Genomic DNA, 26579 nt, shown 5'->3' with positions numbered 1-26579 from the left:
GAGGCCACGATGCGCCGCTGGGTCACCTGGATCACGCTCGTCTGCTTCGTCACGACGCAGACCGCCGCCGTCGCCGGTCCATTCGAGGAAGGCACCGCCGCCGGGCAGGCGGCCAATCCCGTCATCCGGGGGACGGTGAACACGCCGAGTGCATCGAGTGCCGTGCCGGGCTACACCACGACGCCACCGGAAACCACATACTACGGCCAGCCCAGCCTGTCGGGGGCGGCCAACGCCCGCCTGGCCGCCTGCGCCACCAGCACCGACGATCCCGTCTGTCAGGCGCAGCGCGGTGCCGTGACCTCAGCCAATACGCCGCGCCCCCCGGTCTCGGCCTACGACCCCGCCGTCGCCGCCGCCCGCGATATCGCCGGCAATCCGTCGAACGTGCTGGGCAGTCTCGCCGACTATTACTCGGGTTGCACCACCGCCGAGGTCACCACGCCCGCGGGCACGACCAGCAAGGTCTGCAACCGTTACAGCGGCGTCGGCAACTACACCACCCGGCGCGACCTCACGGTCCAGGTGGAATTGCTGCCCAGTTGCGCCGAAGGCACTTGGTTCGCCCACGGCCAGGTCAACCGTAACGGCGCCGACTACATGGTGGCCGAAGCGCAATGCCGCATCCGCGCCGACGGCAAGCAGCGTTTCCGCTTCTACGCCGCCGGTGGCATGGGCGCCTGCATCGGCTGGCAGGCCCTCGACCTGCCGACAGCGCCCGCCACCCAGGCCACCTATGTCACCGACCTGTCGCCGCATTGGCAGGGCTACTGCTGGAGCCCCTTCAAGGTCATCATGATGCCGGGCTCGGGCTGCACCGCCGGGACTTGCAGCTACACCTTCCAGTTCGGCACGCCGGTCTATGCCTGCCCCGCCGGGACGGTGCGCGGCGATACGCTGAGCGGCTACTGGGCCGGCGAATTCCTCTCCGGTGGTGCGGCCGACCAGTGCTACACGCTCACTGCCCCCGACGCCGAGGCCGGTTGCCCGGGCGGCAGCATGACGATCTACGACGACGCCGGAATGCACTGCGCCCTACCGGCGGGGCCCGCGACCCTGGTCGGCGCCTCCGGCTGGAGCCTGCCCTTGTCGTTCGTGCAGCCGACCATGGAGCAGCACGAGACCGACGTCTGGGTCGACAGGAGCGCCGCGCTGACGGAGGGCGGCCGCTGCACCGTGACCACCGCCGACCGTTGCGTCGACGGCCCCGCCACCAAGACCATCGACGGCCGCGCCGTCACGCGCGCCTGCTGGTCCTATGAGCGCACCCTGACCTGCACCGCGGGCGCACCGGTGGATGAGTGCGCCCCACTGGCGAGCAGCGGTTGCACCCCGGCGACCAGCACCTGCAAGCAGATGAATGCGGCGACGGGTTTATGTGAAATCTATCAGGACACCTACATCTGCCCGGTCGCCGCGCAAACCGCCACCACCGCCTCGAACTGCCCCGCCAACGTCTATTGCCTGGGCTCGAACTGCTTCAACACCAGCTACACCAACGACGCCGACTTCGCCCGTTCGATGTCGCTGATGGAAGCCGCACGCGAAGCCGGCGTGTACCTCGACACCGACAACATGCAGGTCTTCAAGGGCGAATCAAACAAATGCCGGGACCGGCTCTTCAAGAACTGCTGCTATTCCGACTCGGCCGGCGCCGGCATGACCAACCAGAGCCTGTTCGGTACGGGCTCGCGACTGGTCTATGACGTACTGATGAACGCCGACAACCGCCAGTTCCTGTACCAGGGCATGCAGGCGCTGCTGATGAGCGGCGGCTTTTCCGGCAGCTTCACGACCTATGGCGTCACCGTCGCCATCAACGGCACCGCGCTGCCGGCCAGTTCGGTCGTTCTCTACTCCGGCGACGGCCTGGTGGTCGCCTTCGATCCCTGGTCGCTCGCCATTGCGGTGGTGATCTACATCGTCATGTCGATGTCGTCCTGCAACGAGGAGGAAGGCAAGGTCGCGATGAAGGAAGGGGCCGGCCTGTGCCATAGCGTCGGGACCTATTGTTCTTCGTGCATCCGCATCCTCGGCGCCTGTGTCGCCTGCATCGAGCACACCACCGGCAAGTGCTGCTTCAACAGCAAGCTCGCGCGCATCGTCAACGAGCAGGGCCGCGTCCAGGTGGGCAAGGGCTGGGGCTCCGGCGAGAACCCCGATTGCTCGGGTTTCAGCATCGCGCAACTGCAGAGCCTGGACTTTGCGGCGATGGACCTCTCCGAGTTCTATGCGTCCATCGTCCCGAAGCTGCCCAGTGTCGGAACGATCCAGGGCAGCAACGCCTCGCGCCTCACCACCTGCTACTACGGACAGGGGAAATGCCAATGAAGCTCACCTATGCCGCAGTGCTGCTGGCCGCATACGCGTTGCCCGTCTTCGCCGACGACGTGCGCCGCACGCCGGTGCCCGACGCGCGCCCGGTGATGCTGGCCGCCCTGCAGGCGACCGATGGGCAAGCCCACGGCGTCCTCACCGGCGAGATGGCCGATGCGATCACGAGGCGCTTCGGTGCCACATCGCCGATCTTCATCGACGTGACGACCGAGAAGCGCTACGCCCAACCGGGTTGCAGCCGGCTGAAGGTCACGTTCCGGCAAGACGGCGTTCTCCTGCCCGGTGCATTGAGCCCCCGCCGGCAGACGATGGACTTCGGCATCAACTACTGCCTCGACGGCCGGCCGCCACAATCCCTGAAGTAGCCCATATGAAGCGCTTCGCATTCCCCATACCCATCCGCTTGGTGCTGGCGCTGGCCTCGATGCTGGCCGCCAGCGCCGCGTCGGCCCAGGATGCTGCTGCGCGCTATTGGTCCGACCGTTGGCGCGGCTGGCATTTCTATGAAGACCCCGCGCCCGGTGAGCGTGAACGCCCGATGCTGCCGGACAAAACCGCACCCACTGCGCCACCCGCTCAGCCATTGCGAGCGCCGGAGCTGGTCGAGTTCGAACGCCTGCAGAAGACCCTGGAGGACACCCGCAACATCGCCATCATGCGGCCGACCGAGGCGAACGTGCGCCGCTACATGGAACTCGAGTCCCAGATCGTCGCCCGTGCCTCCTATTTCGCCGACGTGGCGCAGCGGGTCGCCTGGTCCACGCCAGCGCTCGATCCGACGCTGCAAGGTCGGCCGGTCAACGCCAAAGCGTTGGAGGTGTTCGAGCAGACCGAGTTGGTGGATCGCTCCCATTCCATTGCCGAACTGGGCAAGGACCACGTGCTGTTCTTCTTCTACCGCTCGGACTGCCCGTACTGCCACGCCTTCGCACCGACCCTGGCGGCCTTCCAGGCGCGCCATGGCATCCAGGTGGTGGCCATCAGCGTCGATGGCGGCCCGATGCTGGGTTTCCCCAACGCGCGTGCGGACAACGGCATTGCCACCACCCTCAAGGTCACGCAGGTGCCCGCCGTCTTCCTGGCCCAGCCCTTCACCGGAAAAATCACGCCCATCGGTTTCGGCGTGCTCTCCGAATCCCAGTTGCTGGAACGCATCGCCGTCGTGTCCGGCCCGCAGGCCGAAGCGATGCTGCCCGGAACGACGCAACGTCTTGCCCTGCCGCAGGAGGCACCATGAACCACCCCGACCATCCCCCGTTGCGGCGACCCTCCGCCGCGCTGCTGGCGTTGCTGCTCGTGATCTCGCCGCTGCCGCTGCGTGCCGGCGACCTGAACACGGAGGTGAATGACATGTTTAACAACCTGGGCGCCATCGGCAACTACACGGCCCCTGGGGCCTTCCGCGGCCAGACCTTCAATACCTACACCGGCGGCAACCTGATGATGCGCTCGCCCAACAAGGTCTATCAGCTCGCGGCCATCCAGTTCCCCAGCGCCAAGGCCGGTTGCGGTGGCATCGACGTCTTCGGCGGCAGCTTCAGCCACATCTCTGCGACCGAGTTCAAGAACATGCTGAAGAACATCACGGCCGCCCTACCCGGTATCGCTTTCCAGTTGGCGCTCGAAGCGGTCTCACCCCTATTGGGAGGACTCACCAAGTGGGCCAAGGGGCTGGAGACCTGGATCAACAATGCGCGCATCAACTCGTGCGAGACCGCCAAAGCCATCGTCAGCACGGCCGCCGAATCCGTCGGCTACAGCTCGCAGGAAACCTGCGCCGACCTCGCCGTCGAGATGGGCCTGGAGAGCGACCGGGATGCGGCGCGCCGGCGTTGTGGCTCCGACCGGCCCAGCATCCTGGCATCGGCGCGTTCCTCCACCGATCCGAATGTGAAGAACAAGGCCCCCTTCGTCGGCAACCTGACCTGGAAAGCGCTTCAGTACACGGGTTCCTACCTCGACGATCAGGAGCGCGAGCTGATCATGAGCCTGGTCGGCACCATCATCTACTACCCGGAGGAATCGACGCGTGACCCCGAGCCGATCGCGCCCACGCTCACGTCGATCAGCCAGTTGCTGTATGGCCAGAGCGCGGCGGGCGGCACGGATGTCATCCAGCACATGCTCAAATGCAATGACTACACCAACTGCGACGTCGTGACGCTGAACACCGGTTACACCCACACCCCCTTCACTGCCAAGGTGGAGGCCATGATGCGTTCCATCGCGGACAAGATCGCTACGCGCACCGCCATTCCCAACAACTCGTCCGAGGTCGGCTTCGTGAACCAGACCACCGAGCCGGTCTACAAGATGCTGTCCATCGGCACCAGCATCCCGGGCTCCGGCCTCTCCGACAGCCTGATCGCCCAGTACCGCGACGTCATCGCCGCCGACTACGCCTACGTCTTCCTCGAACGCAACCTGCGTCTGGGCATGGCCGCCCTGGACAAGAACTACACGTTGCAGCAGACGCAACGTGACCAGGCCAACCAGATCCGCCAGCGCGCGCAGGCCATGCTCCTGCAACTGTCGCAGGAAAAGAACCTGCTCTACCAGAAGGTGGGTTCCTTCCGGGCGGTGGCTAGCCACCTGGAACAGCTCGAGCGCCAACTGCGCTCCAGCATGCCGCAGCACGTGATGGACATGCTCGGCCAGCAGGCCGCCTATCTGTCGCAGTAGCGCAAACGCAATCGCGCGAGGAGACGGAGCGCCATGTGGGAAATCTACGCTTACCAGAATGCCGACAGCCTGTTCGGCGTCTTCAATGCAGCGGCGGCCATCCATGCGTCGGGCGACTATGCGGCGGCGGTCGCCGCTGTCGCCTTCTGCGGCTTCGTCGCGGCGCTCATCGCCTACGCCTTCGCCCCCGAGAAATTGCAGGGCTGGAAGTGGTTGGGCACGGTGGTGCTGGTGTTCTCGGTGCTGATCGTACCCAAGGTCACCGTCGGCATCGTCGACAAGACGGGCGGCTCCGCGGTCAAGGTGGTCGACAACGTCCCCTTCGGCGTGGCCGTCCTGGGCAGCCTTACCAGCACCATCGGCAACACGCTGACCGGGCTTTTCGAGACGGCGTTCCAGGTCATTCCGGGGATCGGCGCCCTGCCCACCGAGCTGTCCTACCAGCAGAACGGCCTGATGTTCGGCAACCGCCTGATCCGCGAAACCGGCAACGTGGTATTCCAGGACCCGGCCTTCCGCACCGATCTCATCAACTTCATCCATAACTGCACGACCTACGACCTGATCGACGGCACCCTCGACCCGGCGACGTTTTCCGCCTCGGATGATGTCTGGCCGCTGATGGCCTCGCCCAATCCGGCGCGCTTCAGCACACTGACGGCTGCAGGCGGCAGCGTCGGCGTCGATACCTGCCCGAACGTGTACCAGAGCCTCAATGGGCGAATTCCGGCGCAGATCACCCGCATCCAGGGGCGGCTCGCCTTCCAGCTCAACCCGACGCTGCCTGGAACTGCTGCGGCAGCCGTCATCGCCGGGCAAATCCAGCAGGCCTATCTCAAGAACAGTATCGCTACTGCCGCGGCCACCGCTGCCGACCTCATCCGGCAGAACGCGGTGCTCAACGCGATCGAGGACACCAGCAAGATCGTCGGCCAGAAGGTCAATGACCCAGCGGCCATGGTGCTGGCGGTCGGCCGGGCCCAGGCAGTGGCCCAGCAGAACGCGACCTGGCTCAACTACGGCAAAGTGGCCGAGCAGGCCCTGCCGGTGTTCCGCAACGTGGTTGAGGCGGTGACCTATGCGATGTTCCCGCTGTTCGTCCTGCTGCTCCTGCTCACCAGCGGCCGCGAGACGATGCTGGCCTTCAAGGGCTACGCGGCGGTGCTGATCTGGATCCAGCTCTGGCCGCCGCTTTACGCCATCTTGAACTATATGGCCTCGATCTATGCAGCCTACGACCTGGCAGCCGCCGCGGACCTGGGCACGGGCACCAAGGCGCTCGCCCTGCAGACCGCCTCGACGATCTATTCGCGGGCGATCTCGGGCGAGGCCGTCGTCGGGTACCTTGCGATCAGCATCCCCTTCATCGCCTGGGCGGCCTTGAAGCGCATGGAGAATTTCGGGACGGCCCTGGTCGGTGGCCTGTCGGGCCTGCAGGCGATGATCTCAGGAGGAACGTCCGCCTCTACCGTCGGCAACGTTTCCATGGGGAACGTGGGGATGGACCAGATGCAACTGGCGCCCAACCGCACCTCCGCCTTCATGGGTAGTTGGCAAAACGACCTGAGCGGGAACACCTTCTCGTCGAATGTGCTGACCGGGCGAACCGCCGTCAGCCTGCTGCGCAACCAGGGATTTGCATCCCGAATGGTCTCGATGCGCGTGTCCGAGCAGGACGTGACCCAGGCCAGTCGGCAAGCCGACGCCGCGCGTGGTGAGGCGATTGCTGCGAATACCGAGCGATCAGCGGCGCTCGCCGAGACATTTACGCGAGGCTTGGCAAAGCTACGGTCATCTCGACACAGCAGCGGTACGGCTTCCAGCAGTTTTGAGCAGATGGGCGAGACGCTGAACCGGCTGGATCAGATTTCGAAGAACGTCGCCGACAGCACCGGATTGACGCAGAGCCAAGTCGCCCAGATCGCCTTTGGCGCAGCCGGACGTCTTGGTTTCAATTCACCTGTGGCCGGTCTTGAACTCCAGACCCGCGGCGGGAAGAGTTACTCGACTGGGCTATCTGCGAATGAACAGAAGGTATTGAGCAACCTCACCCAGGATCAGATAGCCGAGTTTAAGCAGTTTGGTGACCGCGTCTCGCGCGACACCAGTGTCATGACGAGCATCTCCAATGACGTGAGGGAGGCGCAGGAGCTGTCGGCGCGGCTCTCCAGTGCTGTCGCCCGATCAGAGCGCGCCGATGCGAGTCTTGCGACCAGAACGGCTTTCGCGGAGCGACTCTCGGTGGCCAAGGACAAGGGTGAGGCGATCTCGATCGACATTGCCCAGGATCCCCATAACATGGACATGTTCCTGCGGTATGCGGAACAGTACGGAGGCGACAGCGCGGCTGCGTTGACCATGTTCGATGCGGAACTGGCCCGGCAAGGCCTCAAGCCGAACCGGGTGTTCTCCGATGGAGCAGCGATGCCAAGCTCGTTCGACGATGTTCGAGATCTGCACCAGCGCCAGTCCAACGATCCTGCACTATCACCGGATCTGGCCTCCAACAACGCCGCGAACCGTGCAAAGGCAGCTCAAGCCCATCGCGCGGCCGCACATCAACCCTCCCCTGCCCCGTCATCGCCCATCCGCGACGAAGTACGAGAGCAAGGCGATAGCATCAAGCAACAGGCCGAGGCGGCTTCGCCGCAATTCGATGCCAAGGCGAGAATCGTCAAGACCGAGGACGGCACCTTGTCCACGGAAAAGTCCCTACTCGGGAGCGCCGCGAATCAAGTGAAGAATGATGCAGCCACGACTGCCACCGCCGTAAAGGATGCGGTCAAAGACCTCCTTCGCAAGGACCGCTAGTCATTCGAGCATGCCGCCTGTCCCCCCATGCGTCTTTATGTCGGGGGACGCTGGCTTCATGAAGGGTGGATGATCTTCATCACGCCAGTAGTTGTCCATTCGATCTTCATCCGCCGTGCCATGTCCGCGCAAGGCGTCGATCTCCGGCGAAGGCTTGCGCTTCGCTCGCCGCCCAATCCCCGATAGGGCGCCACCCACCGCACCTCCTGCAACCGCCCCAAAGAACATGAGCACCAAACGCGTGCCCCAGTCCTCCTTGATGCCAAACAGCAACGCTAGGGCCATCCCGGCGGCAACGAAGCCTATGAAAATCAGTTTTCTCATTTCGACCTCCTGGATTGAATCTACCTCTGATGACAAGAGTTTCAAATCCCAGACGCGAGCGATCGTGCATCACCATTACCAAGGCCCAGAAATTCGGGGCGCTTTAGTTATTCGCTCAAATACTCAATATTCACTGCGCAGCGAACATTACGTTTCAGTTGGCAATACACGTACCACCTGCGGCACCCCCAAACTTCAGCTCTCGTTCCTTCCCCCGACATTCCCTCCCAAGGTTCTGAGCACTATCGGCAGCGGCAAGCATGTGGAAACAGCGAGAGGCATGGAGGGCACCAGCGTATGAGGCCATACTCAGGCCTCAGGAGACAGAGCTCCCGGAAGGGCCCAGCAAGGCCATTTCACCAACCTACTCGATTTCAACGTTCGTTGAAAGTCGCTAATTGAGTGAAATACCACTTGACAATTTCACTGCCGATGATACTTTCAGCAAATGCTGAAAGCGCCAGATTCAATGAAACCTTTGGAAGACCGTGCTGCGGAAGCACTTCGCTTGTTGCTGCAGCAAGTGCCCTTGATCAAACTCGTGGACATCGAACAGGAGTCCCAAGGGCCTGATCGTGGAGTCGACCTCGTGGCGCATATCGAGGTATCCGGCCGGCGCCATGCGTTGGTCTGTGAGGTGAAGGCTAACGGCCAGCCGCGCCATGTTCGGATGGCCCTGCTCCAGTTGCGCCACTACGTGGTTCATCACGCGCAGGATGCCACGCCTGTCTTCATTGCTCCGTATCTTTCGCCCGAAGCCCAAGCACTATGTGGTGAGCAAGCGGTCGGCTTTCTTGACCTCGAAGGCAATGCCCGTTTGCTGTTCGACACGGTCTTCATCGAACGTCAAGTGGCGAGCAGACCGGTTGTCGAGCGGCGCGAACTCAGGTCGCTGTTCAAACCGAAATCCGCCCAGGTGCTGCGGGTGATGCTTCGAGAGCCCAGCCGGGCCTGGCGGGTTACCGAACTGGCGGAGATGGCCGATGTCAGCCTCGGCCACGTCAGCAACGTACGCGCCGGTTTGCTTGACCGGGAATGGGCGCAAGTGTCCGACGATGGCCTGTTTCTGTCTGAGCCTGAGGCATTGCTGGATGCCTGGCGAGATGATTACGAGCCACCAACCGGCAAGCGCATGAATTTCTATACGACGTTGCATGGCAGCGCTTTTGAAGAAGCTGCGCGCCGAGCGCTCCTCTCGGATCGCGAGCCAGCACATGCCGCCTTTGCGTCTTTCTCGGCGGCGCATTGGCTAGCACCGTATGGCCGAACCGGTACGCAATACTTCTATGCGGACGACGCCGGCCTCGAACGGCTCCACACGGCTTTGAAGTTGTCCTCGGTCTCCAAAGGGGAAAATGTGGTGGTCACCCAACTCAAGGATTCCGGTCTATTCCGCGACACTGTCGAGCCGGCGCCAGGCGCAATCTGCACCAGCCCGGTCCAGACCTATCTCGATCTGGCCGCCGCTGGCGAGCGGGGCCGAGAGGCGGCCGACCATCTGCGCCACGAAAGGCTGACATGGCCAAAATGACGCCTACACGAGCCGCAGTCCGCCGCGGACTACGACGATCGCACGACAGCAGCTGTGAAGACGGTGCTGGTCGAGATCGGCCAGATCCTGGGAAGCTTCAAAGGAAAATTCGCCATCGTCGGTGGCGCGGTCCCATGGTTGTTGCTCGGAAACGAGGACATGCCGCACGTCGGCACGCTTGATGTGGATCTCGGGTTGGACGCGGAAGCGTTGGGCGATGGCGAATACGCCACGCTAATCGACGCTCTACGGGGTCATGGTTATCAGCAACGTCGGGAGCTTCGGCGCTTTCAGCTCGTTCGCCAAGTCCCCACTGACGATGGCGGCGCTCCGATCGACATCATTGTCGATTTCCTGATGCCGCGGGATGCCGAGATCGTCAAGAATGTCCCGCCGCTGATCAGCGACTTCGCGGTGCAAAAAGCAGACGGCGCAGACTTGGCCGTTCGCTTCTATCAGTTGGTGGCGATCACCGGCCCGATGCCTGCCGGCGGCACGAACCGCGTCGAGATCGCGGTGTGCTCGATCCCTGCCCTTCTTGCCATGAAGGGGCATGCCATTGAAGGGCGCTACAAGCAGAAAGACGCCTACGACATCTACTACTGCATCCGGAACTATCCCGGAGGTCCCGAGACGCTCGCCGAGGAATGTCGGCCGCTCCTCGATCATGCCAGCGGTGCAGCGGGCTACGGCTTCATCGCTGGCAAGTTCGATACTGCCGATGGCTTTGGGCCGACATGCGTGCGTCGATTCGTGGAAGACACGAACATTCTGGGTGATCGTTCCCCCGATCAATGGCAGCAAGATGCCTTCGGCCAGGTAGATGCCTGGTTGCGCGCACTGGGATTGAGAGGATGAGCGCCATGTCTGCCACGGCGGCTATTCGCAAACTAACAATCCAGCGTTTTCGAGGCATCGAAAAATTCAGTTGGCGGCCCGACCCTGGAATGAATGTCATTCTTGGTGGCGGGGATGTCGGAAAGACGACGGTGCTGGAAGCGATCGCGCTGCTGCTCAGCCCATCCAACGCAAGCGTGTTGTCGGAGTCTGACTACTGGCAGCGTGACAGCACGCAGGAGTTCGTGATCGAGGCCGTCATGATCCTCCCGGAATCCTCGGGCATCAGCACGCAGCACAATTTTTCCTGGCCGTGGGCCTGGGACGGTCAAGACGCTGTAGCGCCGGCTGCGTCAGACGATGGCGATGACATGCCGGCTCCCGTCGATCCGGTCTACCGTGTGCGGGTCCGCGGAACGGCCGAACTGGAAGTGGTTTGGGAGATCGTTCAACCGCATGACGAGGCAGATCATTTTTCGGTCTCGGTGCGCCGGAAGATCGGACTGGTGCGCCTGAGTGCCGATGAACGCAACGACCGCGACCTGCGTCTAGTGTATGGGTCTGCGCTAGACCGCCTGCTTTCCGATAGCGCTTTGCGGGCGCGTATCGGCCAACGCGTATCCGAGTTGGATCTTCACGACTCGCTGAATCAACAGGGCAAGGAGGCTATCAAGAAGCTCGATGAACGCCTGGTCGAGGCTGCGCTGCCGCGCGATCTGAAGCTCGGTTTGACGACCAGTCAGGGGCTTTCGATCGGCGCCTTGATTGGCCTGCTCGCGCAGAAGGATGGCGTCAGCCTGCCGCTGACCAGTTGGGGTGCCGGCACTCGTCGGATGACTGCCTTGGAAATCGCATCGTCCACCGAGAAGGAGGCGAGCGTCACGATCATCGATGAAATTGAACGCGGACTTGAACCGTATCGCCTGCGCAAGCTCATCAACATCCTGCGAACCGGTCACAGTCAGACGTTCGTGACGACCCACAGTCCGGTCGCCATCGCCTGCGCCGAGCAGGCACACCTGTGGTACTTGGACAGAACAGGCGGTATCGGAGCCTTGCCCCACGCGAAAATCGCCCCTCAGCAGCGCCGTGATCCCGAAACGTTTCTGGCGAGAGTGGCAGTGATCGCCGAAGGTCCCACGGAAGTTGGCTTTCTGCGTTTCTTGCTTGAAAAGGCCTTTGCGACGGACCCACTCGATCATGGCGTTCGTGTTTGCGATGGACAGGGCAATGACGCCACACTGAATCTTCTGGAGACGCTGGCCATGGCTGGGCTACTCTTCGCCGGTTTTGTCGATTGCGAAGGGACCGCCCCGGGGCGCTGGAAAACCCTCAAGCAGAAGCTCGGAGATCGATTACATCAATGGCAGGAGGGCTGCACCGAACAGCATGTGATCGGAGTCATCCCGGAAGCAAAGTTGCTGGACCTGCTTAAGAACGGTGACGGTGACTTGAACGGCGAGCGCCTTCGGACACTGGCGGATCGGCTCGGCCTCCAAGACAAGCAACCAGCTGCCATCGAGCAGGCGCTTGCTGCGAAAGGGCAGACATGGCGGGCAGTCATCATCGCGGCGGCGACCGGTGACAAGGCGGGCGCGCCGGCGGGTGCAGAGAAGAAATGGAAGAGCCATTCCCAATACTGGTTCAAGTCCGAAAATGGCGGGCGCGAACTGGCGGAAAAGATGTTCGCTCTGGGCGCCTGGGAGGCCATCGGTCTCCAAGTGTTTCCGCTGATCAACGCGATCCTGGGCGCGGCGGGACGACCGATGCTTGACAAGCTAGACCTATGAGCGATGAGTCAGTCGCCAAGTTGCTGCGATCGAATGAGCCGTTCGTACTCATCGAAGCATCCGCCGGTTGTGGAAAGACTTTTCAAGGCGCGATCTATGCGAGGGACGTTGCCAACTCCATCGGGACAGGCCGCCTCCTGATCCTTACGCACACGCATGCAGCATGCGCGGTATTTGCAGAACGGACCAAAGGCGCTGGAGCCAGGGTTGAAATCAAAACCATCGATGCGCTGATTGCGCAGATCGCGACCGCCTACCACAAGCCTCTTGGGTTGCCACGCAACCTCTCTTCGTGGGCATGGCAAGACAACGGCCGGGGCTTCGACATCATGGCGACCAAGGTCGCCACGTTTCTCCGCTTGCAGCCCATGGTTGCCAAGACCTTAGCCAACAGATATCCCATAATCATTTGCGACGAGCATCAGGATTCCAGTGTCGATCAGCACAGTGTGGTGATGGCGCTGCGAGGTGGCGGTGCGATGCTGCGCATATTCGGCGATCCGCTTCAACGCATCTATGGTGCCAAGACTGACAAAGCCGCACGCATCGACCGCGAGCGCTGGGAAGCACTCAAGCGAGAAGCGGTCTACGGAAAGCTGGATGCCCCTCATCGCTGGAAAGATGGCTGCTTGGCGCTGGGCGAATGGATCCTTGCAGCGAGAGCGTGCTTGGAGAGTGGACAGCAGATTGACCTGACGGGCTCGTTGCCTGCATCGTTGCGCATACTCACGGGCAACAATACGGCGCAGACGCGCACGGGTTATCAACTGTCGAAAGCTCATCGGCCACCGATCGACAGTCTTGTCCGCAACGCCGATCAGCTCATGATCCTCGCGTCGCAGAATGATCTTGTCGCCGCGCTGTGCGCGTTCTGGGGGCGATCGATTCCGATCTGGGAAGGGCATACGCGCGAGGCGCTCGCTGCCTTGGCCGTTGTACTTCGAGATGGGGCGGGCGACGCGGAAGCACTTGCACACGGCCTGGTTGCGTTTGTCGGTAGTGTTGCGGTGGGTTTCAGCAACGCCAGCCATGGTGATCGTCTGCTCCAGGAAGTTCGGGAAGGCGCCACGCGTCCGACGACAGGAAAGCCGGCCAATATTCAGGCCATCGCACGTCGACTGATCGCCGATCCATCGCATACTGGCGTTGCCGTAGCGCTCGACCTGATTCGACTCTTCATTGAAGGAAAAGAAGCCGGCTTCGATACCGTGAAGATTGACCTTCGCACCGAGTTCAAAGATGCGATCCGAATTGGTCAGTTTGAAGGTCCTGATGAAGCCTTTTCTGAAATCGCGCGCAAGCGTTCATATTCGCGGCCTTCACCGCCGAAGCGCGTCTTGAGCAGTATTCACAAGGCAAAAGGCCTCGAGTGCGACAACGTGCTGATCATGTCCTGCGACAAAACGCAGTTCACCTCAACATCCTATGCCAAGTGCAAAATGTATGTAGCACTCAGTCGGGCAAAGAATTCTCTGACCTTGGTCATATCCGATACGAATCCCAGTCCACTATTCAAGATTGCATGAGCCTGAGGCGCGGGATGAACGGAGTTGGAACAACACGCGAGCATCACACTAGCAGGAGTGCTGTATCAGCGCGCATTACAGTAGTAAGTAACGAGACCTGATGGGAAAATATGGGCAACTACTGGAATCACCACCGGTTCGAGGAGACTCACCGCCCCAAATATGGGTAGCTAGATGGGTAGCCAAACTGCAAATAGCGAGAGTAAACATGAATAACACTCTTATAATCAATTGGCTACAAACATCGTGAAAATTGCAACCTGGAACGTCAACTCCCTCAAGGTTCGGCTTCCGCAACTGCTTGCCTGGGTCGCGGCAGAGCAACCGGACATCGTTTGCCTGCAGGAAACGAAGCTCGATGATCCGCATTTTCCGAGGCAGGAAATCGAGGCCGCGGGCTATCATGTCGTATTTTCCGGACAGAAGACCTACAACGGCGTTGCCCTGCTGGCGAAGGAATGCCCAACCGATATCGTCTACGGCAACCCGCTGTACCCGGACCAACAGAGGCGCCTTCTTGCCGCCACAGTCCGCGGCGTCTGCGTCGTCTGCGCGTACGTCCCCAACGGGCAGGCGATCGGCAGCGACAAATATGCTTACAAGCTCGAATGGCTGGATGGACTCACCCGGTGGATCGCGGATGCACGCGCGGTCAATCCGCGGGTGGTCCTGGCCGGCGATTTCAACATCGCACCAGAGGATCGGGACGTCCACGATCCGCTCGCCTGGGCAGGACAAATCCTGTGTTCGGCGCCAGAGCGTGCAGCTTTCCAGCGCTTGCTGGCTCTCGGCCTGAAAGACAGCTTCCGCCTTTTCGAGCAGCCCGCGAAGAGCTTTTCGTGGTGGGACTACCGCATGCTCGGTTTCCAGAAGAACCAGGGGCTGCGGATCGACCACATCCTGCTTTCCGAAGTGCTCGCCGAGCGCTGCACGGCGGCCGGGATCAGCCGCGAATTGCGCAAGCTGGAGCGGCCCTCCGACCACGCGCCGGTGACTGCAGAAATCGCCGATTGATGGACACGCCTCAGGACGAACTCCCGCAAACGCTGCTGGCGCTGTACCCGCCGTTGCACTCCCTGTCCGCTGAGCAACTGGCAGCCGTCTGCCGGGCGACGGCCTTGCTCAAGCTGCCAGCCGGCGCCCAGGTATTCGCCGAGCGGCAGAACTGCTTCGGATTCCCGCTGATTCTCGAAGGCACGATCAAGGTGGTGAAGAGCACGGCCACCGGCCGCGAATTGCTGCTCTACCGCGTTGAGCCTGGCGAGTCGTGCATCATCACGTCGAGTTGCCTGCTCGCACGCAGCCCCTACTCGGCACGAGGGATAGCCGAAACGCCACTCTCGCTATTGCTGCTGCCGACCGCGATGTTCGACAGACTGATCGACGACAATCGTGCCTTTCGCGACTTCGTTTTCCACCTTTTTGGCGAACGTATCGCCGAGTTGATGGAACTGGTCGAGGAGGTCGCTTTTCAGCGTCTCGACCAGCGCCTGGCCAAACTGCTGCTGGCCAAGGCTGGGGTCATCCATGCCACCCACCAGCATCTGGCCGAAGAACTCGGCAGCGTGCGGGAGATTGTCAGCCGCTTGCTCAAGGGCTTCGCAGCGCAGGGACTGGTCATGCTCGCTCGTGAACAGATTACCGTGATCGACCGGACGGGATTGCAGCAAGTGGCGGAAATCAATCGCTGAGGCGACTGGAGTCTGTGTGACCTGAGTTACATACTCGGCGGCGACAGGTGCGTAGTCTGGCACCGTCACTCACAAACTCTAATGGAGCTCATCATGAAAACAAACGTCGGTGGTATCGACAAGATCCTGCGGGTCGTCGTCGGCATTGCGCTCATCGCCATGGCCGCCCTTGGCGTCGTTGGCGCCTGGGGCTGGATCGGTGTGGTGCCACTGCTGACCGGCCTGTTCGGCGTCTGCCCGGCTTACTCGCTGCTCGGCATGAACACCTGCCCGATCAGGAAGGAGGGCTAGGTTCCACGGCGGCCAGCCAACTGCGTGCCGCTGCGGGAAGCCGTTTTTTATTTCAGGCCATTGCATTGACCAGGCGGATATAGTCCTCGACCGACAGGTCCTCGGCACGACAGGTCGGCGAAACGCCGAGCGCTTCCAGACGAGCGTCGTTGAGCAAGCCCCGCAAGCTGTTGCGCAGCATCTTGCGCCGCTGCGCGAAGGCTGCCGAAACCAGCGCAGCGAACTGCTTTTCGTCGTGCGCTGACAATTCCGCTGCTGGCCGGGGAAGCAGGCGAACCACTGCCGAGTGCACCCTGGGGACAGGATTGAACGCCTCCGGTGGCACATCGAGCAGCCGGTCCATGACGAAGCGGTATTGCAGCATCACCGACAGGCGCCCGAACTCGCGGCCCCCTGGTCGCGCAACCATCCGCTCGACGACTTCCTTCTGCAGCATGAAATGCATGTCGCGTACGCAGTGGGCAAAACCTGCCAAGTGAAAAAGCAGCGGCGTCGAGATGTTGTACGGAAGATTGCCGACAACTCGCAGGCCGGATCCGGCGTCTCTGGCCAACTGGCCAAAATCGAAGACCAGGGCATCACCCGCGTGCACGGTCAGTTTCTCTGGCGAAAACCCATGCCGGAGCCGAGCGATGATGTCACGGTCAATCTCGACGACCTGCAGGTGGTCGAGGCGCCTCAACAGCGGAGTGGTCAAGGCGCCCAGACCAGGACCAATTTCGACCAGCAGGTCGTCCCGTCGCACAGCGAGCAAATCGACGATATCGGCAATGATCTTTTGATCGACCAGGAAGTGCTGGCCAAAGCGCTTGCGCGCGAGGTGCGGTGGCATGCGCTCAGCCTTGAAGGCTGCGACCTCGCCCGGCCATGGCGATGGCCTGCTCGATGGCCACGAACAGGCTGCCTGGATCGGCCAGCCCGCTGCCCGCCAGTTCAAGCGCGGTGCCGTGGTCAACCGAGGTACGAATGATCGGCAGGCCCAGCGTGACGTTGATGCCGTGCCCAAAACTAGCGTATTTGAGGGCAGTCAGGCCCTGATCATGGTACATCGCGAGCACACAATCGCCGCGTGCGAGGACTGGCGGCGAGAACATGGTGTCGGCCGGTAGCGGCCCGAGCAGGGTCATCCCCAGTTCACTCCGCAGATGGTCAAGCACCGGGGTAATCACTTCGATTTCCTCTCGCCCCAGGTAGCCGCCCTCACCAGCGTGTGGATTGAGCCCGGCCACCAGGATGCGTGGCCGCGGGATGCCGTATTTTTGCCCCATCTCACGATGCAGGATGCGCAAGGTCTGGTCGACCGCGGTGCGCGTCACCGCAGCCGGCACGTCCTTCAGCGGCAGATGCGTGGTCACCAGGGCCACCCGCAGGCCACCGCCGGCCAGCATCATCACCACCCGACGCGTGCCCGTCCGCTCGGCCAGGTATTCGGTATGGCCGGAGAAGGGAATACCGGCATCGTTGATCACCCCCTTGTGCACCGGCGCAGTGACCATCGCGGCAAATTCTCCACTTTGGCAACCGGCCAGGGCTCGGTCGAGCAGGGCCAGCACGTACGGCGCATTGGCGGGGTCAAGGCAGCCTGGCCGGGCCGCGGCAGACAATGGCAGGTGCAGCACGTCGAGAGTGCCTGGCTGCGCCGGCAACGACGGATTCCAGTCGCGCAGACTGACGGTCAGGTTCAACGCCGCGGACCGTTCCGCAAGTAGCGAACGGTCCGCCAACACCACGATGCGTGCGCCAAAGCGCGGCGCACGCGCGTCATCGAGGAGACGCAGGCAGATATCGGGGCCGATACCGGCTGGATCACCGGTCGTGACGGCAATCGTCGGAGACAAGCCGCTCAACGTTCCTCCAGCCGAAGCTCGACGTAGGCCCGATCGCGGGCCTGGCGCAGCCAGTCCTGGTAGGCCTCGTCGCGTTTGCGTTCACGCAGGGCCTGACGCGCCGCGGCGCGTTGACGCTCGCTCGATACGTCCTGGACACGACGTTCAAGGACCTCGATCAAATGGAAACCGAACGGCGACTGGACCGGTTGACTGAGTTCTCCTGGAGCCAGGAGGTTCATCGCTCGTTCGAACTCCGGAACGGTGTCGCCGGGATAAATCCAGCCGAGATCCCCGCCTTTTGATGCCGAACCGTCCTGCGAGAAAAGTTTGGCCAGTTCGGCGAAGCTTTCACCGTGCTTGACCCGTTCGCGCAGACCCTCCAGTTTGTGCCGGGCCTCGGACTCCGACACCACTTCGTTGACCTTGATGAGGATATGCCGCGCATGCGTTTGCTCGACGGCCTGTGCAGCGGCGCCGCCTCGTTTGGCCAGCAGCTTGATCAGATGGAAACCGTTCGAACTGCGCAGAACCGGTGATACCTCGCCGACCTTCAGCGTCACCCCTACCTCGGCGAACATGGCCGGCAACCGGTCCAGCGAACGCCATCCAAGATTGCCGCCCTTCAGACCGTCCGGAGCATCGGAATAGGCCGCCGCGAGCTGCGCAAAATCCTCTCCTTTGCTCAACCGCTCAAGGACCTGGTCGGCCTTGGCACGCAGCTTCTGGATCTGTTCCGGACTCGCCGACTCGGGCGCACGCAACAGAATATGCGCAAGCTGGTACTCTTCCCCCGCGCTGCCCAGGCCGGATGCACTGGCCAGGTAGTTGTCGATCTCGCCGTCGGAAATGAAGATCTTGCTCTCCACCTCACGCTCGCGCACCCGGGCAATCGTCATTTCGGAACGAATCTCCTCGCGAAAGCTTGCAAAGGTGATGCCGTCCTTTTCCAGCGCTGCCCGAAACTGACTGAGCGACAGGTTGTTGCCCGCGGCAATGCGTTGCAGTGCCTGCTCAAGTTGTCCGTCGTCGACGCGCAAACCCATGTCGCGTGCCTGCTGCAACTGCACCTTGTCGATCACCAGGCGTTCGAGCATCTGTTTTTCCAGCACATCGCGCGGCGGTAGCGGCATCCCCTGTCGCTGCAATTGCCCCAGCGCCGAGTCGAGACGCGAACGCAATTCGTAGAGGGTGATCACCTCGTCGTTGACCACGGCGACGATACGGTCAACGGGAATCGGCTGCGCCGGCGTCCGCGTTTGTGCCGACGCCAGTCCGACCAGGCAGGCGCAGAAAAGTATCGAGCGAAGTAGAAACGTCATGTCCTTTAACCTACCGTTCGGCCAGGGCCGGGTCGCTCAAAGCCGGACCCACCGCGTAGCCCGGGATCCTGCGATGGAGAATACTCAGCGGATTCGAGCCAATGCTCGCGAAGCCATTCAATTCCAGTTGCACGAAGAACTGTGTCGTCGAGTTGGCCTGGGTGGTCTGAATCCGGTGGGCTACCGTACGTACCACCCAGCACCCCGCGTTGTACTCCAGCCCGCCGATGATCTCGACCGGCAGGGAATTGGTAAACGAGTAGTTGTAACGGCCGACCGCCTGCCAGCGGGAATTGATCGGCCACTGACCGGAAAGGTCGACCTGATTGATCGGAATCGCCGCCTCGCTGTTGTAACTGTAGGTCGCATTGAGCACCTTGCCCGCTTCGGGCACGTAACGTGCCCCGATCGCGTAGCGTTGAAACTGCTGGTCGCTGGGGTCGTACTGCAGAGCGGCGTCCGCGTACAGCCGGGGTAACAACTGGCCGCTGAAAGCGGCCAGGAAATCGGATCGGTCACCTTTTTGCGGGGGCACGCTGCCTGGCAGCGCCACCTTTTCGTCAGTGAAGTTGAACCGCTGCCCGACCATTGCGCGCATGATTTCGCTCCCGTTGGACGGGTCGATCAGCCGGGAACTTACGGCTGCGGTCAACTGGTTGGCATTGTTGATGCGATCCCAGCCGGAAAACTGGTTGTCGGCAAAGATCTGCGCGAAATTGAAGTCCGCCAGACCGGTATCGAAGATCGGGATCTGGTTCTGGTTCTTGTATGGGATATTCAGATAGAACAGGCGTGGCTCGAGAGTCTGCGTATAGTCCCGACCAAACCAGTTGCTCGGCCGCTCGAAGGTCATTCCCGAATCGACGCTGAAAATCGGCAGCGTGCGGCTGATCGAAGTATCGCCGACACTGCCCGAGTTCGGGTACGACAGGGCGTAACGGGTAAGATTGGCGGCCACCCGCGGAATCACGTACCACCCGGGAGTGACGTACGGCAAGGACACCTGCGGCTGCAGCACCATCCTCTGCCCTTCAACCATGCTGCCGTCGGGATGGGCAAAATAGGTGTATTGCCCGAAGAGTGCCGTGTCCGTGGAGTACAGATCGGGTTGACGCGCGTTCAGGGTGATCTGGGGCAACAAACGATACGGCTTGCTGACCGGATTCTTGGGATCGGGTTGCAGCGTCTGGAAGGACTGTACGTTGGTCGTCACGTCCCACCATCCGCCACCACTGTAAGACAGCAAACCCTGCTGCAGGAGTTGCGTCTTCGCGGTGCTGGTGATCTGGCTCGACAAATCGGTAAAGTAGTAGTTGTCCGACACCCGGCTGTAATTGATGGCGCCGGAAAATCCACTCGACGAATTCTGGCTGTGCGTCAGCCCAAGACCCCAGCGATCGATATCCCTCAAACGATCGTGGGGCAAGTATTCAACGGCAGCGTTGCTATTGTAGATCCCCCCATAGGCCGTGTTCAGGTAGCGAAATTCGGTCCCGAGCTGCAAACCTCGCTTGCTGAGAATACGCGTGTCGATGGTCGCATCCATGTTCGGCGCAATATTCCAGTAGTACGGCAGGACAAACTCGACCCCGTTGTCGCTGCTGGAACCGTAACTCGGCGTCAGGAAACCCGACTTGCGTTCGTTGTTGAGCGAAAATGACACCCACGGAGAATGGAGAATCGGCACCCCCATGAAGCGAACCGTACCGTCGGTACCACTGGCAACGTCGTTATCGTAGTCCAGTTGCAGATCGCCGACACTGAGATACCAATCGTCGTTGCCGGGCTTGCACGTCGTGTAGGTGGCAGCAGTCAGACGCCGCTGATTTTCCCCTTCGAAATCGATGCGCTCCGCCTCACCCCGCCCCTCGGTCAACTCGTTTGCCGGTTTTTTTGCGGTCTTGACCTTGGTCTGTCCCGGCTTGATGTTCAGTGCGCGCGGGGCTGCAAAACCGGTTGCCGACTCATTATCCGGTGTGTTAGCAGTCCAGCGCGCAGCCGCGGTGTCGTCCGTCGGAGTACGGGTCGGAGCCGACTGCCGTTTAACGTAGTACGAGGCCTGGTCGAAGAAGCCGACCTGGTCTTCGAGCTTCAGGCGCGCCTTCGGGCCGGAAATCACGTCGTCATCCTGCTGCAGGCGGACGCTGCCGACGGCCTCGACCTCGTCATCCACCGGCCAGTAAGTCAGGCGATCAGCAGTCAACACCGTGCCTACCTTGCGTAACTCCGCCTCATCCTCGGCAAGCACCTCGCGGTCGACGACGCCGGAGATCCGCTGCGCGTTCAGGAATACCGGGCGCGGCACCTTGCTCTCGGCCTGGGGCGGCAGCATCGCCCTCGCCACACGCAAGGGCAACCCATCATCAGGCGTGTTCGCCTCTTCGATCTCAAGGGGCGGCACCGACTGTGCGGCGCTCAATGAGATGGCAGCCTCCTGGGAACTCCGTGCAGGGGCAGCAGCGGCCGACGCCCTCTGGCGACCTGTTGCCAGCGACTCGCTGCGGGCACTTGCCGCCGCTGGCGGCGCTGCCGGCGACGGCGACAGGCCGAGCGGTTCCACAACCTGGCGCAGCGGCGGACCCATCGACGGCGAAACGCTTTCCTGCGCAGCAGGGACAGGCGCCTTCGCCTGGCTCGGCATGATCCTGCTCGGATCGGAGTCAGTCGCAGACTTGGCGCTGTCGGCTCCCGGTGATTGCCTCTCGGTCGCCGGCGTCGCCAACGGGGTGGCTTCTACAGGCGACGCGGCCGGAGCCACCTGTGGCGGTAGCCCGGCCGAGCCTGGCGGCATGCCTGCGGAGACAGCCCCCCCCTCTGCCGGAGTTTGCAGGACCGCCGCCGCGTCGTCCGCCGAAACCTTGGCTGCCACAGAACCAGGCTCCTGCGCGGAGTTTCCGGGGACCGGCAGTGGTCTCGTCTCGACGACCGGTGCCGCCACTGGACGGGCCTCTACAGCAGGCTTTTCGGCAGCTACCGCAGCCGGCGCCGGCTTCATTGGAGGCAAGCCAAGCAACACCGGGTCGACCCGGAAGGGAGCTGCACGCTGCCCCTGCGCCTGTACAGCGAAGCTGGCGGCAAAGGTGCCGGCAACACTGCAGCAGAAGATCAGGGTCAGCGGCCTGCGCCGAGAAGGAAACGTCATTCCGGAGTGGTCAGTGAAAGATGCGGCAGTTTGTGGTCTCTGAGCGCGCGTTGCGGCGGCGGTCGGATGCTAGAATCCGGCCATTTTAGCATCATCGTCCAAGGAGAAGCGGCATGCCGCGTACCGCCCTGCTAAGCGACTGGATCCAGCAGATGTTTCGGCCGCAGTTCGCTGAGGAGGAGCTGCGCATCGAACCCGCCTCGGCCGATGCCAGCTTTCGGCGTTATTTTCGTGTCCATTTGCCGGACGAAACGACCAGAATCATTATGGATGCCCCGCCCGACAAGGAAGACTGTCGGCCCTTCGTCGACATTGCGGCGCTTTTCCGGCAAGCGGGAGTAAATGTTCCCGAAGTCCTGGCGCAGGACCTTGAGCAGGGCTTTCTGCTGCTGTCGGATCTCGGCAGCACGACCTACCTGCAGGCGATGGCCGACAGGCGAGCGGCGCCACAGCTTTACCGCGACGCCAACAGCGCACTGCTGGCCCTGCAACTCGCCAGTCGTCCCGGGCTCCTTCCCGACTATGACCAAGCCTTGCTGCAGCGCGAACTCGCACTCTTCCCCGACTGGTATCTTGCGCGCCACCTCGGTCTGGTGCTCGACGATCGCATCCAGACTACGCTGCACGCCGTGTTTGCCGCAATCCTGGAAAACAATCTGGCGCAAGCGCGGGTCTTCGTGCATCGCGATTACCACTCCCGCAACCTGATGGTCATCGGTGACCGTTCTGCGCAATTCCCGACCAACCCCGGAGTCCTCGATTTTCAGGATGCGGTGTACGGTCCCTTGACCTACGACCTTGTTTCGCTCTATCGCGACGCCTATATCGAGTGGCCCGAGGACCAGGAACTGGACTATGTGATCCGATACTGGGAAGCTGCCCGCCAGGCTGGCTTGCCGGTGCACGCCGACTTTCACGATTTCTACCGCGATTACGAATGGATGGGCGCGCAGCGCCAGCTCAAGGTGCTCGGCATCTTTGCACGCCTTTGCCACCGCGACGGCAAAAGCGACTACCTCAAGGACATGCCGCGCGTGCTCGGCTACCTCTGCCGAACCTGCCAGCGCTACGCCGAGTTGCGACCGCTCGCGCGCCTGCTCGATACGCTCGGCGATCGACAGAATTCCGTCGGCTTCACCTTCTGATGAAGGCGATGATTCTCGCGGCCGGCCGTGGCGAACGCCTGCGACCACTGACCGACAGCACGCCAAAGCCGCTGCTGCATGCCGGGGGCAAGGCGCTGATCGTCTGGCACCTGGAGCGACTGGCGGCAGCAGGCTGGCGCGAAGTGGTGATCAACCATGCTTATCTCGGCGAGCAGATCGAAGCGGCACTGGGCAACGGCGGTTCGTTCGGCCTGCGCATCGCTTACTCGCCCGAGCCGCCGGGGGCTCTGGAGACCGCCGGCGGCATCGCTGCGGCGCTGCCCCTGCTGGGAGAGCACCCCTTCCTGACGGTCAACGGCGACATCTGGTGCGACTGGGATTTTTCGCGCGCGCGCGACGTGGCGCAGCTGCTCGACGAACGCCTCGCGCACCTGGTTCTGGTAAGCAACCCGCCACATCATCCCGGCGGCGATTTCCGCCTTGCCGGCAAAAATGTGCAGCTTGCTGTCGGGGGGAGCAGCGACGCCCTGACCTACGCCGGCATCGGCGTCTTCCGGCCGGAGTTCTTTGCCGGCATTGCCCGCGGCACGGCCATGAAACTGCGCCCATTGCTCGACACTGGCATTGGCCTCGGAATGATCAGCGGTGAACGGCACGCCGGTCGCTGGGTCGACGTGGGGACGCCCGAACGTCTCGCCGCACTGGACAGGGAGCTTGCTCGCGCCGCATGAATCACCAACCCTATTCTGACCGTCGCCAGCGCGTGCTGGCCCGCCTCGGCGACGGCATTGCCGTCATCCCGACCGCAGCCGAGCGCCTGCGCAACCGCGACTCGCACTATCCCTATCGATTCGACAGCTATTTCTGGTACCTGAGCGGCTTCCCGGAACCCGAAGCGGTGATCGTACTGGTCGGCGGCAAGGAACCGAAGACGATTCTGTTCTGCCGCGAAAAGAGCGAAGAACGCGAAACCTGGGATGGTTTCCGCTATGGGCCCGAAACAGCGGGAAACGCCTTCGGCTTTTGCGAAGCGCATCCGATTGCCAGCCTCGAACAGAAGCTGCCCGAGTTGATCGCCAACCGCAGCATACTCTGGCACTCGCTGGGCCACGATGCCGAATGGGACGGCCGGATCACCCGCGCCTTGAACGCGGTGCGCGCCGAGAGCCGCAGCGGCACCCGGGCGCCAGGCGAGATGCGTGACCTGCGCGGCCTGCTCGATCAGATGCGACTGACCAAGGATGCGCACGAAATCGAACTCATGCGCCGCGCCGCAGAGATCGCCTCGGCCGGTCACGCCCGCGCCATGCGCGCCTGTCGGCCGGGCATGGCGGAGTACGAACTCGAAGCGGAACTCAGCTACGAGTTCCGTCGCCGAGGCGCCGACGGCCATGCGTACACCCCGATCGTCGCCGGCGGTATCAATGCCTGCATCCTGCACTATGTCGAAAACAACCGCCTGCTGGCCGGTCATTCGCTGGTATTGATCGACGCCGGCTGCGAACTCGCCGGCTACGCCTCGGACATCACCCGTACGTTCCCGGTCGGCGGCCGCTTCAGTCCGGAACAACGCGAGGTCTATGAGATCGTCCTCGCCGCGCAGGCGGCGGCGATTGCCGCAGTGCGTCCAGGCGCCTCGTTCATGGCGTATCACCAGGCGGCCCTGCGCGTCCTTACGCAAGGATTGATCGACCTCAAAGTAATCTCCGGCACTGTCGACGGCGCCATTGAAAGCGAGGCGTACAAACCCTGGTACATGCACCGCACCGGTCACTGGCTGGGTCTCGACGTCCACGACGTTGGCGATTACCGCGCCGGCACTGCCGACGACGACTGGGTCAGGCTGGAGCCCGGGATGGTGTTGACCGTCGAACCCGGCCTTTACTTCCGTCCGGCAGCGCCGGTGCCGATGCATCTGCACGGCATTGGCGTGCGCATCGAGGACGATGTGCTGGTCACCGCCGAGGGCTGCACGGTGTACTCCAACGCGCCCAGGACCGTTGTCGAAATCGAAGAGGTGATGCGCCATGGCTGAGTCCGTCGACCGGGTCGACATCGCCATCATCGGTGCCGGACCGGTAGGCATGACCCTCGCCCTGGCGCTGGCCGGCGGCCCTTACAAGGTGCTGCTGATCGACAGCCGCCGACGCGGTGCCTGGGCTGCTGACCCACGCGCTCTGGCTCTCTCGCATGGCACCCGACAGATTCTCGAGCATCTCGGCGCCTGGAACGCCGAGGCGGCCACGGCGATCGAGACCATTCACGTCTCGCAGCGCGGCGGTTTTGGCCGCACACTCCTCATGGCCCGTGACTACGACATTCCCGCCCTGGGCTACGTGATGCGTTACCGTGAGCTTGCGGCCGCTCTCGATGCCCAGCTTGACACGTCACGGCTGTTGAACGACTCGCCGCTGATCGACCTCCGCAGCAGCCGCGAAGGAACCGCGATCAGGCTCGCCAGCGGTGCCGACACACGCCGTTTCGCTGCCCGCCTCGTCGTCCATGCCGAAGGCACACCCGGCAACGACGCCGAGATCACAGTGCGTGATTACCGGCAGCACGCCGTGGTCGCAGAAGTCCGTCCTGCCGGGGGACATGCTCATCGCGCATGGGAGCGCTTTACGCCCAACGGCCCGCTGGCCTTGCTGCCGTTGGCGCAGGACTATTCGGTGGTGTTCTCGGTACCGCCGGATCAGGCAACGCAACTGCTGCAGATCGACGACGATGGCTTCCTGGCCGCGCTGCACGCCCGCTTCGGCGGCCGCGTCAGGTTCACCGCCGCCGGTCCACGCGTCCGCTTCCCGCTGGCACTGCGTATTCGCCAACAACTCACGGCAACCCGCCAGGTATGGATCGGGAACGCCGCGCAAAGCCTGCATCCCGTGTCCGGTCAGGGCTTCAACCTCGGTCTGCGTGACGCCTGGGAACTCGCCCAGACCTTGCTCGCATCTGCCGGCGAGGACCCTGGCGACGATGCCATCCTGGCAACCTACGCCCGCGGCCGCCAGTTCGACCGAGGCGGCAGCATGGCGTTTACCGATGGCCTGGTACGTATCTTTTCCAACGACCTGGCGCCACTGCGGTTTGCGCGCGGCCTGGGTCTGCTGACCCTGGACCTGTTGCCACCTTTACGCCACTTCGTCGCCCGACGCATGATCTGGGGAGCCAGGGCTTGGCCTTGATGTGAAATTCGCACTGGCGACTCACGAATTTCCTCTCGCCCGCTTGCGGGAGAGGGGTTGGAGGTGAGGGTGAGGCTAACGGTCATGGCCGACATCGGGGGTGACTGGATCCACCATGACCGTTGGCTTGACCGCCCTGGACAAACCGATGATCATAGCCATCGTCGTCGCCCTCGCCCGC

General features: G+C 62.6%; 21 protein-coding genes. 16 read left to right on the top strand and 5 right to left on the bottom strand.

Annotation, left to right across the window (positions count from 1 at the left end):
- Positions 1 to 9 precede the first annotated feature (9 nt).
- Genes traN through AC15MQ_RS21960 form a run of 5 tightly spaced genes read left to right on the top strand, consistent with a single transcriptional unit; the run spans position 10 to position 7830 of the window.
- Entirely contained in the window at positions 10 to 2331 is a 2322-nt protein-coding gene (gene traN, locus AC15MQ_RS21980; RefSeq protein WP_483081341.1) for a type-F conjugative transfer system mating-pair stabilization protein TraN, read from the top strand.
- A complete protein-coding gene (locus tag AC15MQ_RS21975; protein WP_483081340.1) occupies positions 2328 to 2702 on the top strand; it encodes a hypothetical protein in 375 nt (124 codons plus the stop codon). Before traN ends, AC15MQ_RS21975 begins: the two co-directional genes overlap by 4 nt.
- Positions 2703 to 2707: 5 nt before the next feature.
- Entirely contained in the window at positions 2708 to 3574 is an 867-nt protein-coding gene (traF, locus tag AC15MQ_RS21970; protein WP_483081339.1) for a conjugal transfer protein TraF, read from the top strand.
- Positions 3571 to 5019, top strand: coding sequence for a conjugal transfer protein TraH (locus AC15MQ_RS21965; RefSeq protein WP_483081338.1), 1449 nt, complete (start codon positions 3571 to 3573; stop codon positions 5017 to 5019). Before traF ends, AC15MQ_RS21965 begins: the two co-directional genes overlap by 4 nt.
- A 33-nt stretch (positions 5020 to 5052) precedes the next feature.
- Positions 5053 to 7830 (top strand): conjugal transfer protein TraG N-terminal domain-containing protein, encoded by a 2778-nt coding sequence (locus AC15MQ_RS21960; RefSeq protein ID WP_483081337.1) that lies wholly within the window; start codon positions 5053 to 5055, stop codon positions 7828 to 7830.
- Here the strand turns inward: AC15MQ_RS21960 and AC15MQ_RS21955 are convergent, their stop codons facing one another.
- Positions 7831 to 8154 carry a hypothetical protein gene (locus AC15MQ_RS21955; protein WP_483081336.1) on the bottom strand — a complete coding sequence of 108 codons (324 nt, stop codon included), beginning with the start codon at positions 8152 to 8154 and terminating at the stop codon, positions 7831 to 7833.
- A gap of 448 nt (positions 8155 to 8602) precedes the next feature.
- On the opposite strand from AC15MQ_RS21955, the gene AC15MQ_RS21950 reads away from it, so the two are divergent.
- The 7 genes from AC15MQ_RS21950 (at position 8603) to AC15MQ_RS21920 (ending at position 15820) form a co-directional block, all read left to right on the top strand.
- Positions 8603 to 9685: a type IV toxin-antitoxin system AbiEi family antitoxin gene (locus AC15MQ_RS21950; RefSeq protein WP_483081335.1), complete on the top strand. Its 1083-nt coding sequence runs from the start codon at positions 8603 to 8605 to the stop codon at positions 9683 to 9685.
- Positions 9686 to 9739: 54 nt separating this feature from the next.
- The gene (locus AC15MQ_RS21945) at positions 9740 to 10543 is read left to right on the top strand and encodes a nucleotidyl transferase AbiEii/AbiGii toxin family protein (protein WP_483081334.1); all 804 of its coding nucleotides are present in this window, start codon (positions 9740 to 9742) and stop codon (positions 10541 to 10543) included.
- Positions 10540 to 12312 (top strand): ATP-dependent nuclease, encoded by a 1773-nt coding sequence (locus tag AC15MQ_RS21940; protein ID WP_483081333.1) that lies wholly within the window; start codon positions 10540 to 10542, stop codon positions 12310 to 12312. Before AC15MQ_RS21945 ends, AC15MQ_RS21940 begins: the two co-directional genes overlap by 4 nt.
- Positions 12309 to 13838: a UvrD-helicase domain-containing protein gene (locus AC15MQ_RS21935; protein ID WP_483081332.1), complete on the top strand. Its 1530-nt coding sequence runs from the start codon at positions 12309 to 12311 to the stop codon at positions 13836 to 13838. The genes AC15MQ_RS21940 and AC15MQ_RS21935 overlap by 4 nt, the downstream gene beginning before the upstream one ends.
- Positions 13839 to 14084: 246 nt before the next feature.
- Positions 14085 to 14852 (top strand): exodeoxyribonuclease III, encoded by a 768-nt coding sequence (gene xth, locus AC15MQ_RS21930; RefSeq protein ID WP_483081331.1) that lies wholly within the window; start codon positions 14085 to 14087, stop codon positions 14850 to 14852.
- Positions 14852 to 15529, top strand: coding sequence for a Crp/Fnr family transcriptional regulator (locus AC15MQ_RS21925; protein ID WP_287652406.1), 678 nt, complete (start codon positions 14852 to 14854; stop codon positions 15527 to 15529). The genes xth and AC15MQ_RS21925 overlap by 1 nt, the downstream gene beginning before the upstream one ends.
- A gap of 93 nt (positions 15530 to 15622) precedes the next feature.
- Positions 15623 to 15820 carry a YgaP family membrane protein gene (locus AC15MQ_RS21920; RefSeq protein ID WP_287652407.1) on the top strand — a complete coding sequence of 66 codons (198 nt, stop codon included), beginning with the start codon at positions 15623 to 15625 and terminating at the stop codon, positions 15818 to 15820.
- 52 nt (positions 15821 to 15872) lie between these two features.
- On the opposite strand, the gene rsmA is transcribed toward AC15MQ_RS21920, so the two are convergent.
- From rsmA to AC15MQ_RS21900, 4 genes are read right to left on the bottom strand one after another with little or no spacing between them, the layout of a single operon-like run.
- Positions 15873 to 16652 (bottom strand): 16S rRNA (adenine(1518)-N(6)/adenine(1519)-N(6))-dimethyltransferase RsmA, encoded by a 780-nt coding sequence (rsmA, locus tag AC15MQ_RS21915; RefSeq protein WP_483081330.1) that lies wholly within the window; start codon positions 16650 to 16652, stop codon positions 15873 to 15875.
- A 4-nt stretch (positions 16653 to 16656) separates the two neighbouring features.
- Positions 16657 to 17658 (bottom strand): 4-hydroxythreonine-4-phosphate dehydrogenase PdxA, encoded by a 1002-nt coding sequence (pdxA, locus tag AC15MQ_RS21910; RefSeq protein WP_483081355.1) that lies wholly within the window; start codon positions 17656 to 17658, stop codon positions 16657 to 16659.
- A gap of 5 nt (positions 17659 to 17663) precedes the next feature.
- Positions 17664 to 18968, bottom strand: a complete 1305-nt coding sequence (locus AC15MQ_RS21905) for a peptidylprolyl isomerase (RefSeq protein ID WP_287652410.1) — start codon at positions 18966 to 18968, stop codon at positions 17664 to 17666.
- Positions 18969 to 18978: 10 nt separating this feature from the next.
- Entirely contained in the window at positions 18979 to 22110 is a 3132-nt protein-coding gene (locus AC15MQ_RS21900) for an LPS-assembly protein LptD (protein WP_483081329.1), read from the bottom strand.
- A gap of 113 nt (positions 22111 to 22223) precedes the next feature.
- On the opposite strand from AC15MQ_RS21900, the gene AC15MQ_RS21895 reads away from it, so the two are divergent.
- The 4 genes from AC15MQ_RS21895 to AC15MQ_RS21880 are packed head-to-tail and all read left to right on the top strand — an operon-like array spanning position 22224 to position 26398.
- On the top strand, positions 22224 to 23255 hold the full coding sequence (locus AC15MQ_RS21895) for an aminoglycoside phosphotransferase family protein (RefSeq protein WP_483081328.1): 1032 nt from the start codon (positions 22224 to 22226) through the stop codon (positions 23253 to 23255).
- Positions 23255 to 23947: an N-acetylmuramate alpha-1-phosphate uridylyltransferase MurU gene (gene murU, locus AC15MQ_RS21890; protein ID WP_483081327.1), complete on the top strand. Its 693-nt coding sequence runs from the start codon at positions 23255 to 23257 to the stop codon at positions 23945 to 23947. Before AC15MQ_RS21895 ends, murU begins: the two co-directional genes overlap by 1 nt.
- On the top strand, positions 23944 to 25251 hold the full coding sequence (locus AC15MQ_RS21885; protein WP_483081326.1) for an aminopeptidase P N-terminal domain-containing protein: 1308 nt from the start codon (positions 23944 to 23946) through the stop codon (positions 25249 to 25251). Before murU ends, AC15MQ_RS21885 begins: the two co-directional genes overlap by 4 nt.
- Positions 25244 to 26398, top strand: a complete 1155-nt coding sequence (locus AC15MQ_RS21880) for an FAD-dependent monooxygenase (RefSeq protein ID WP_483081325.1) — start codon at positions 25244 to 25246, stop codon at positions 26396 to 26398. Before AC15MQ_RS21885 ends, AC15MQ_RS21880 begins: the two co-directional genes overlap by 8 nt.
- Positions 26399 to 26579: the final 181 nt, after the last annotated feature.

This window comes from Candidatus Accumulibacter propinquus (assembly GCF_056856495.1).
Note: the sequence above shows the minus strand (reverse complement) of the source record. Positions and strands in the feature narration are given on the sequence as shown.

What these genes read in the sequence shown, in the direction of transcription:
- AC15MQ_RS21900 (WP_483081329.1), bottom strand. Translation starts at nt 22,110, where the DNA reads ATGACGTTTCCTTCTCGGCGCAGGCCGCTGACCCTGATCTTCTGCTGC.
- AC15MQ_RS21975 (WP_483081340.1), top strand. Translation starts at nt 2,328, where the DNA reads ATGAAGCTCACCTATGCCGCAGTGCTGCTGGCCGCATACGCGTTGCCC.
- traN (WP_483081341.1), top strand. Translation starts at nt 10, where the DNA reads ATGCGCCGCTGGGTCACCTGGATCACGCTCGTCTGCTTCGTCACGACG.
- AC15MQ_RS21905 (WP_287652410.1), bottom strand. Translation starts at nt 18,968, where the DNA reads ATGACGTTTCTACTTCGCTCGATACTTTTCTGCGCCTGCCTGGTCGGA.
- AC15MQ_RS21885 (WP_483081326.1), top strand. Translation starts at nt 23,944, where the DNA reads ATGAATCACCAACCCTATTCTGACCGTCGCCAGCGCGTGCTGGCCCGC.
- AC15MQ_RS21950 (WP_483081335.1), top strand. Translation starts at nt 8,603, where the DNA reads ATGCTGAAAGCGCCAGATTCAATGAAACCTTTGGAAGACCGTGCTGCG.
- AC15MQ_RS21880 (WP_483081325.1), top strand. Translation starts at nt 25,244, where the DNA reads ATGGCTGAGTCCGTCGACCGGGTCGACATCGCCATCATCGGTGCCGGA.
- AC15MQ_RS21925 (WP_287652406.1), top strand. Translation starts at nt 14,852, where the DNA reads ATGGACACGCCTCAGGACGAACTCCCGCAAACGCTGCTGGCGCTGTAC.
- AC15MQ_RS21960 (WP_483081337.1), top strand. Translation starts at nt 5,053, where the DNA reads ATGTGGGAAATCTACGCTTACCAGAATGCCGACAGCCTGTTCGGCGTC.
- AC15MQ_RS21920 (WP_287652407.1), top strand. Translation starts at nt 15,623, where the DNA reads ATGAAAACAAACGTCGGTGGTATCGACAAGATCCTGCGGGTCGTCGTC.
- AC15MQ_RS21965 (WP_483081338.1), top strand. Translation starts at nt 3,571, where the DNA reads ATGAACCACCCCGACCATCCCCCGTTGCGGCGACCCTCCGCCGCGCTG.
- AC15MQ_RS21955 (WP_483081336.1), bottom strand. Translation starts at nt 8,154, where the DNA reads ATGAGAAAACTGATTTTCATAGGCTTCGTTGCCGCCGGGATGGCCCTA.
- traF (WP_483081339.1), top strand. Translation starts at nt 2,708, where the DNA reads ATGAAGCGCTTCGCATTCCCCATACCCATCCGCTTGGTGCTGGCGCTG.
- rsmA (WP_483081330.1), bottom strand. Translation starts at nt 16,652, where the DNA reads ATGCCACCGCACCTCGCGCGCAAGCGCTTTGGCCAGCACTTCCTGGTC.
- AC15MQ_RS21935 (WP_483081332.1), top strand. Translation starts at nt 12,309, where the DNA reads ATGAGCGATGAGTCAGTCGCCAAGTTGCTGCGATCGAATGAGCCGTTC.
- AC15MQ_RS21940 (WP_483081333.1), top strand. Translation starts at nt 10,540, where the DNA reads ATGAGCGCCATGTCTGCCACGGCGGCTATTCGCAAACTAACAATCCAG.
- AC15MQ_RS21895 (WP_483081328.1), top strand. Translation starts at nt 22,224, where the DNA reads ATGCCGCGTACCGCCCTGCTAAGCGACTGGATCCAGCAGATGTTTCGG.
- murU (WP_483081327.1), top strand. Translation starts at nt 23,255, where the DNA reads ATGAAGGCGATGATTCTCGCGGCCGGCCGTGGCGAACGCCTGCGACCA.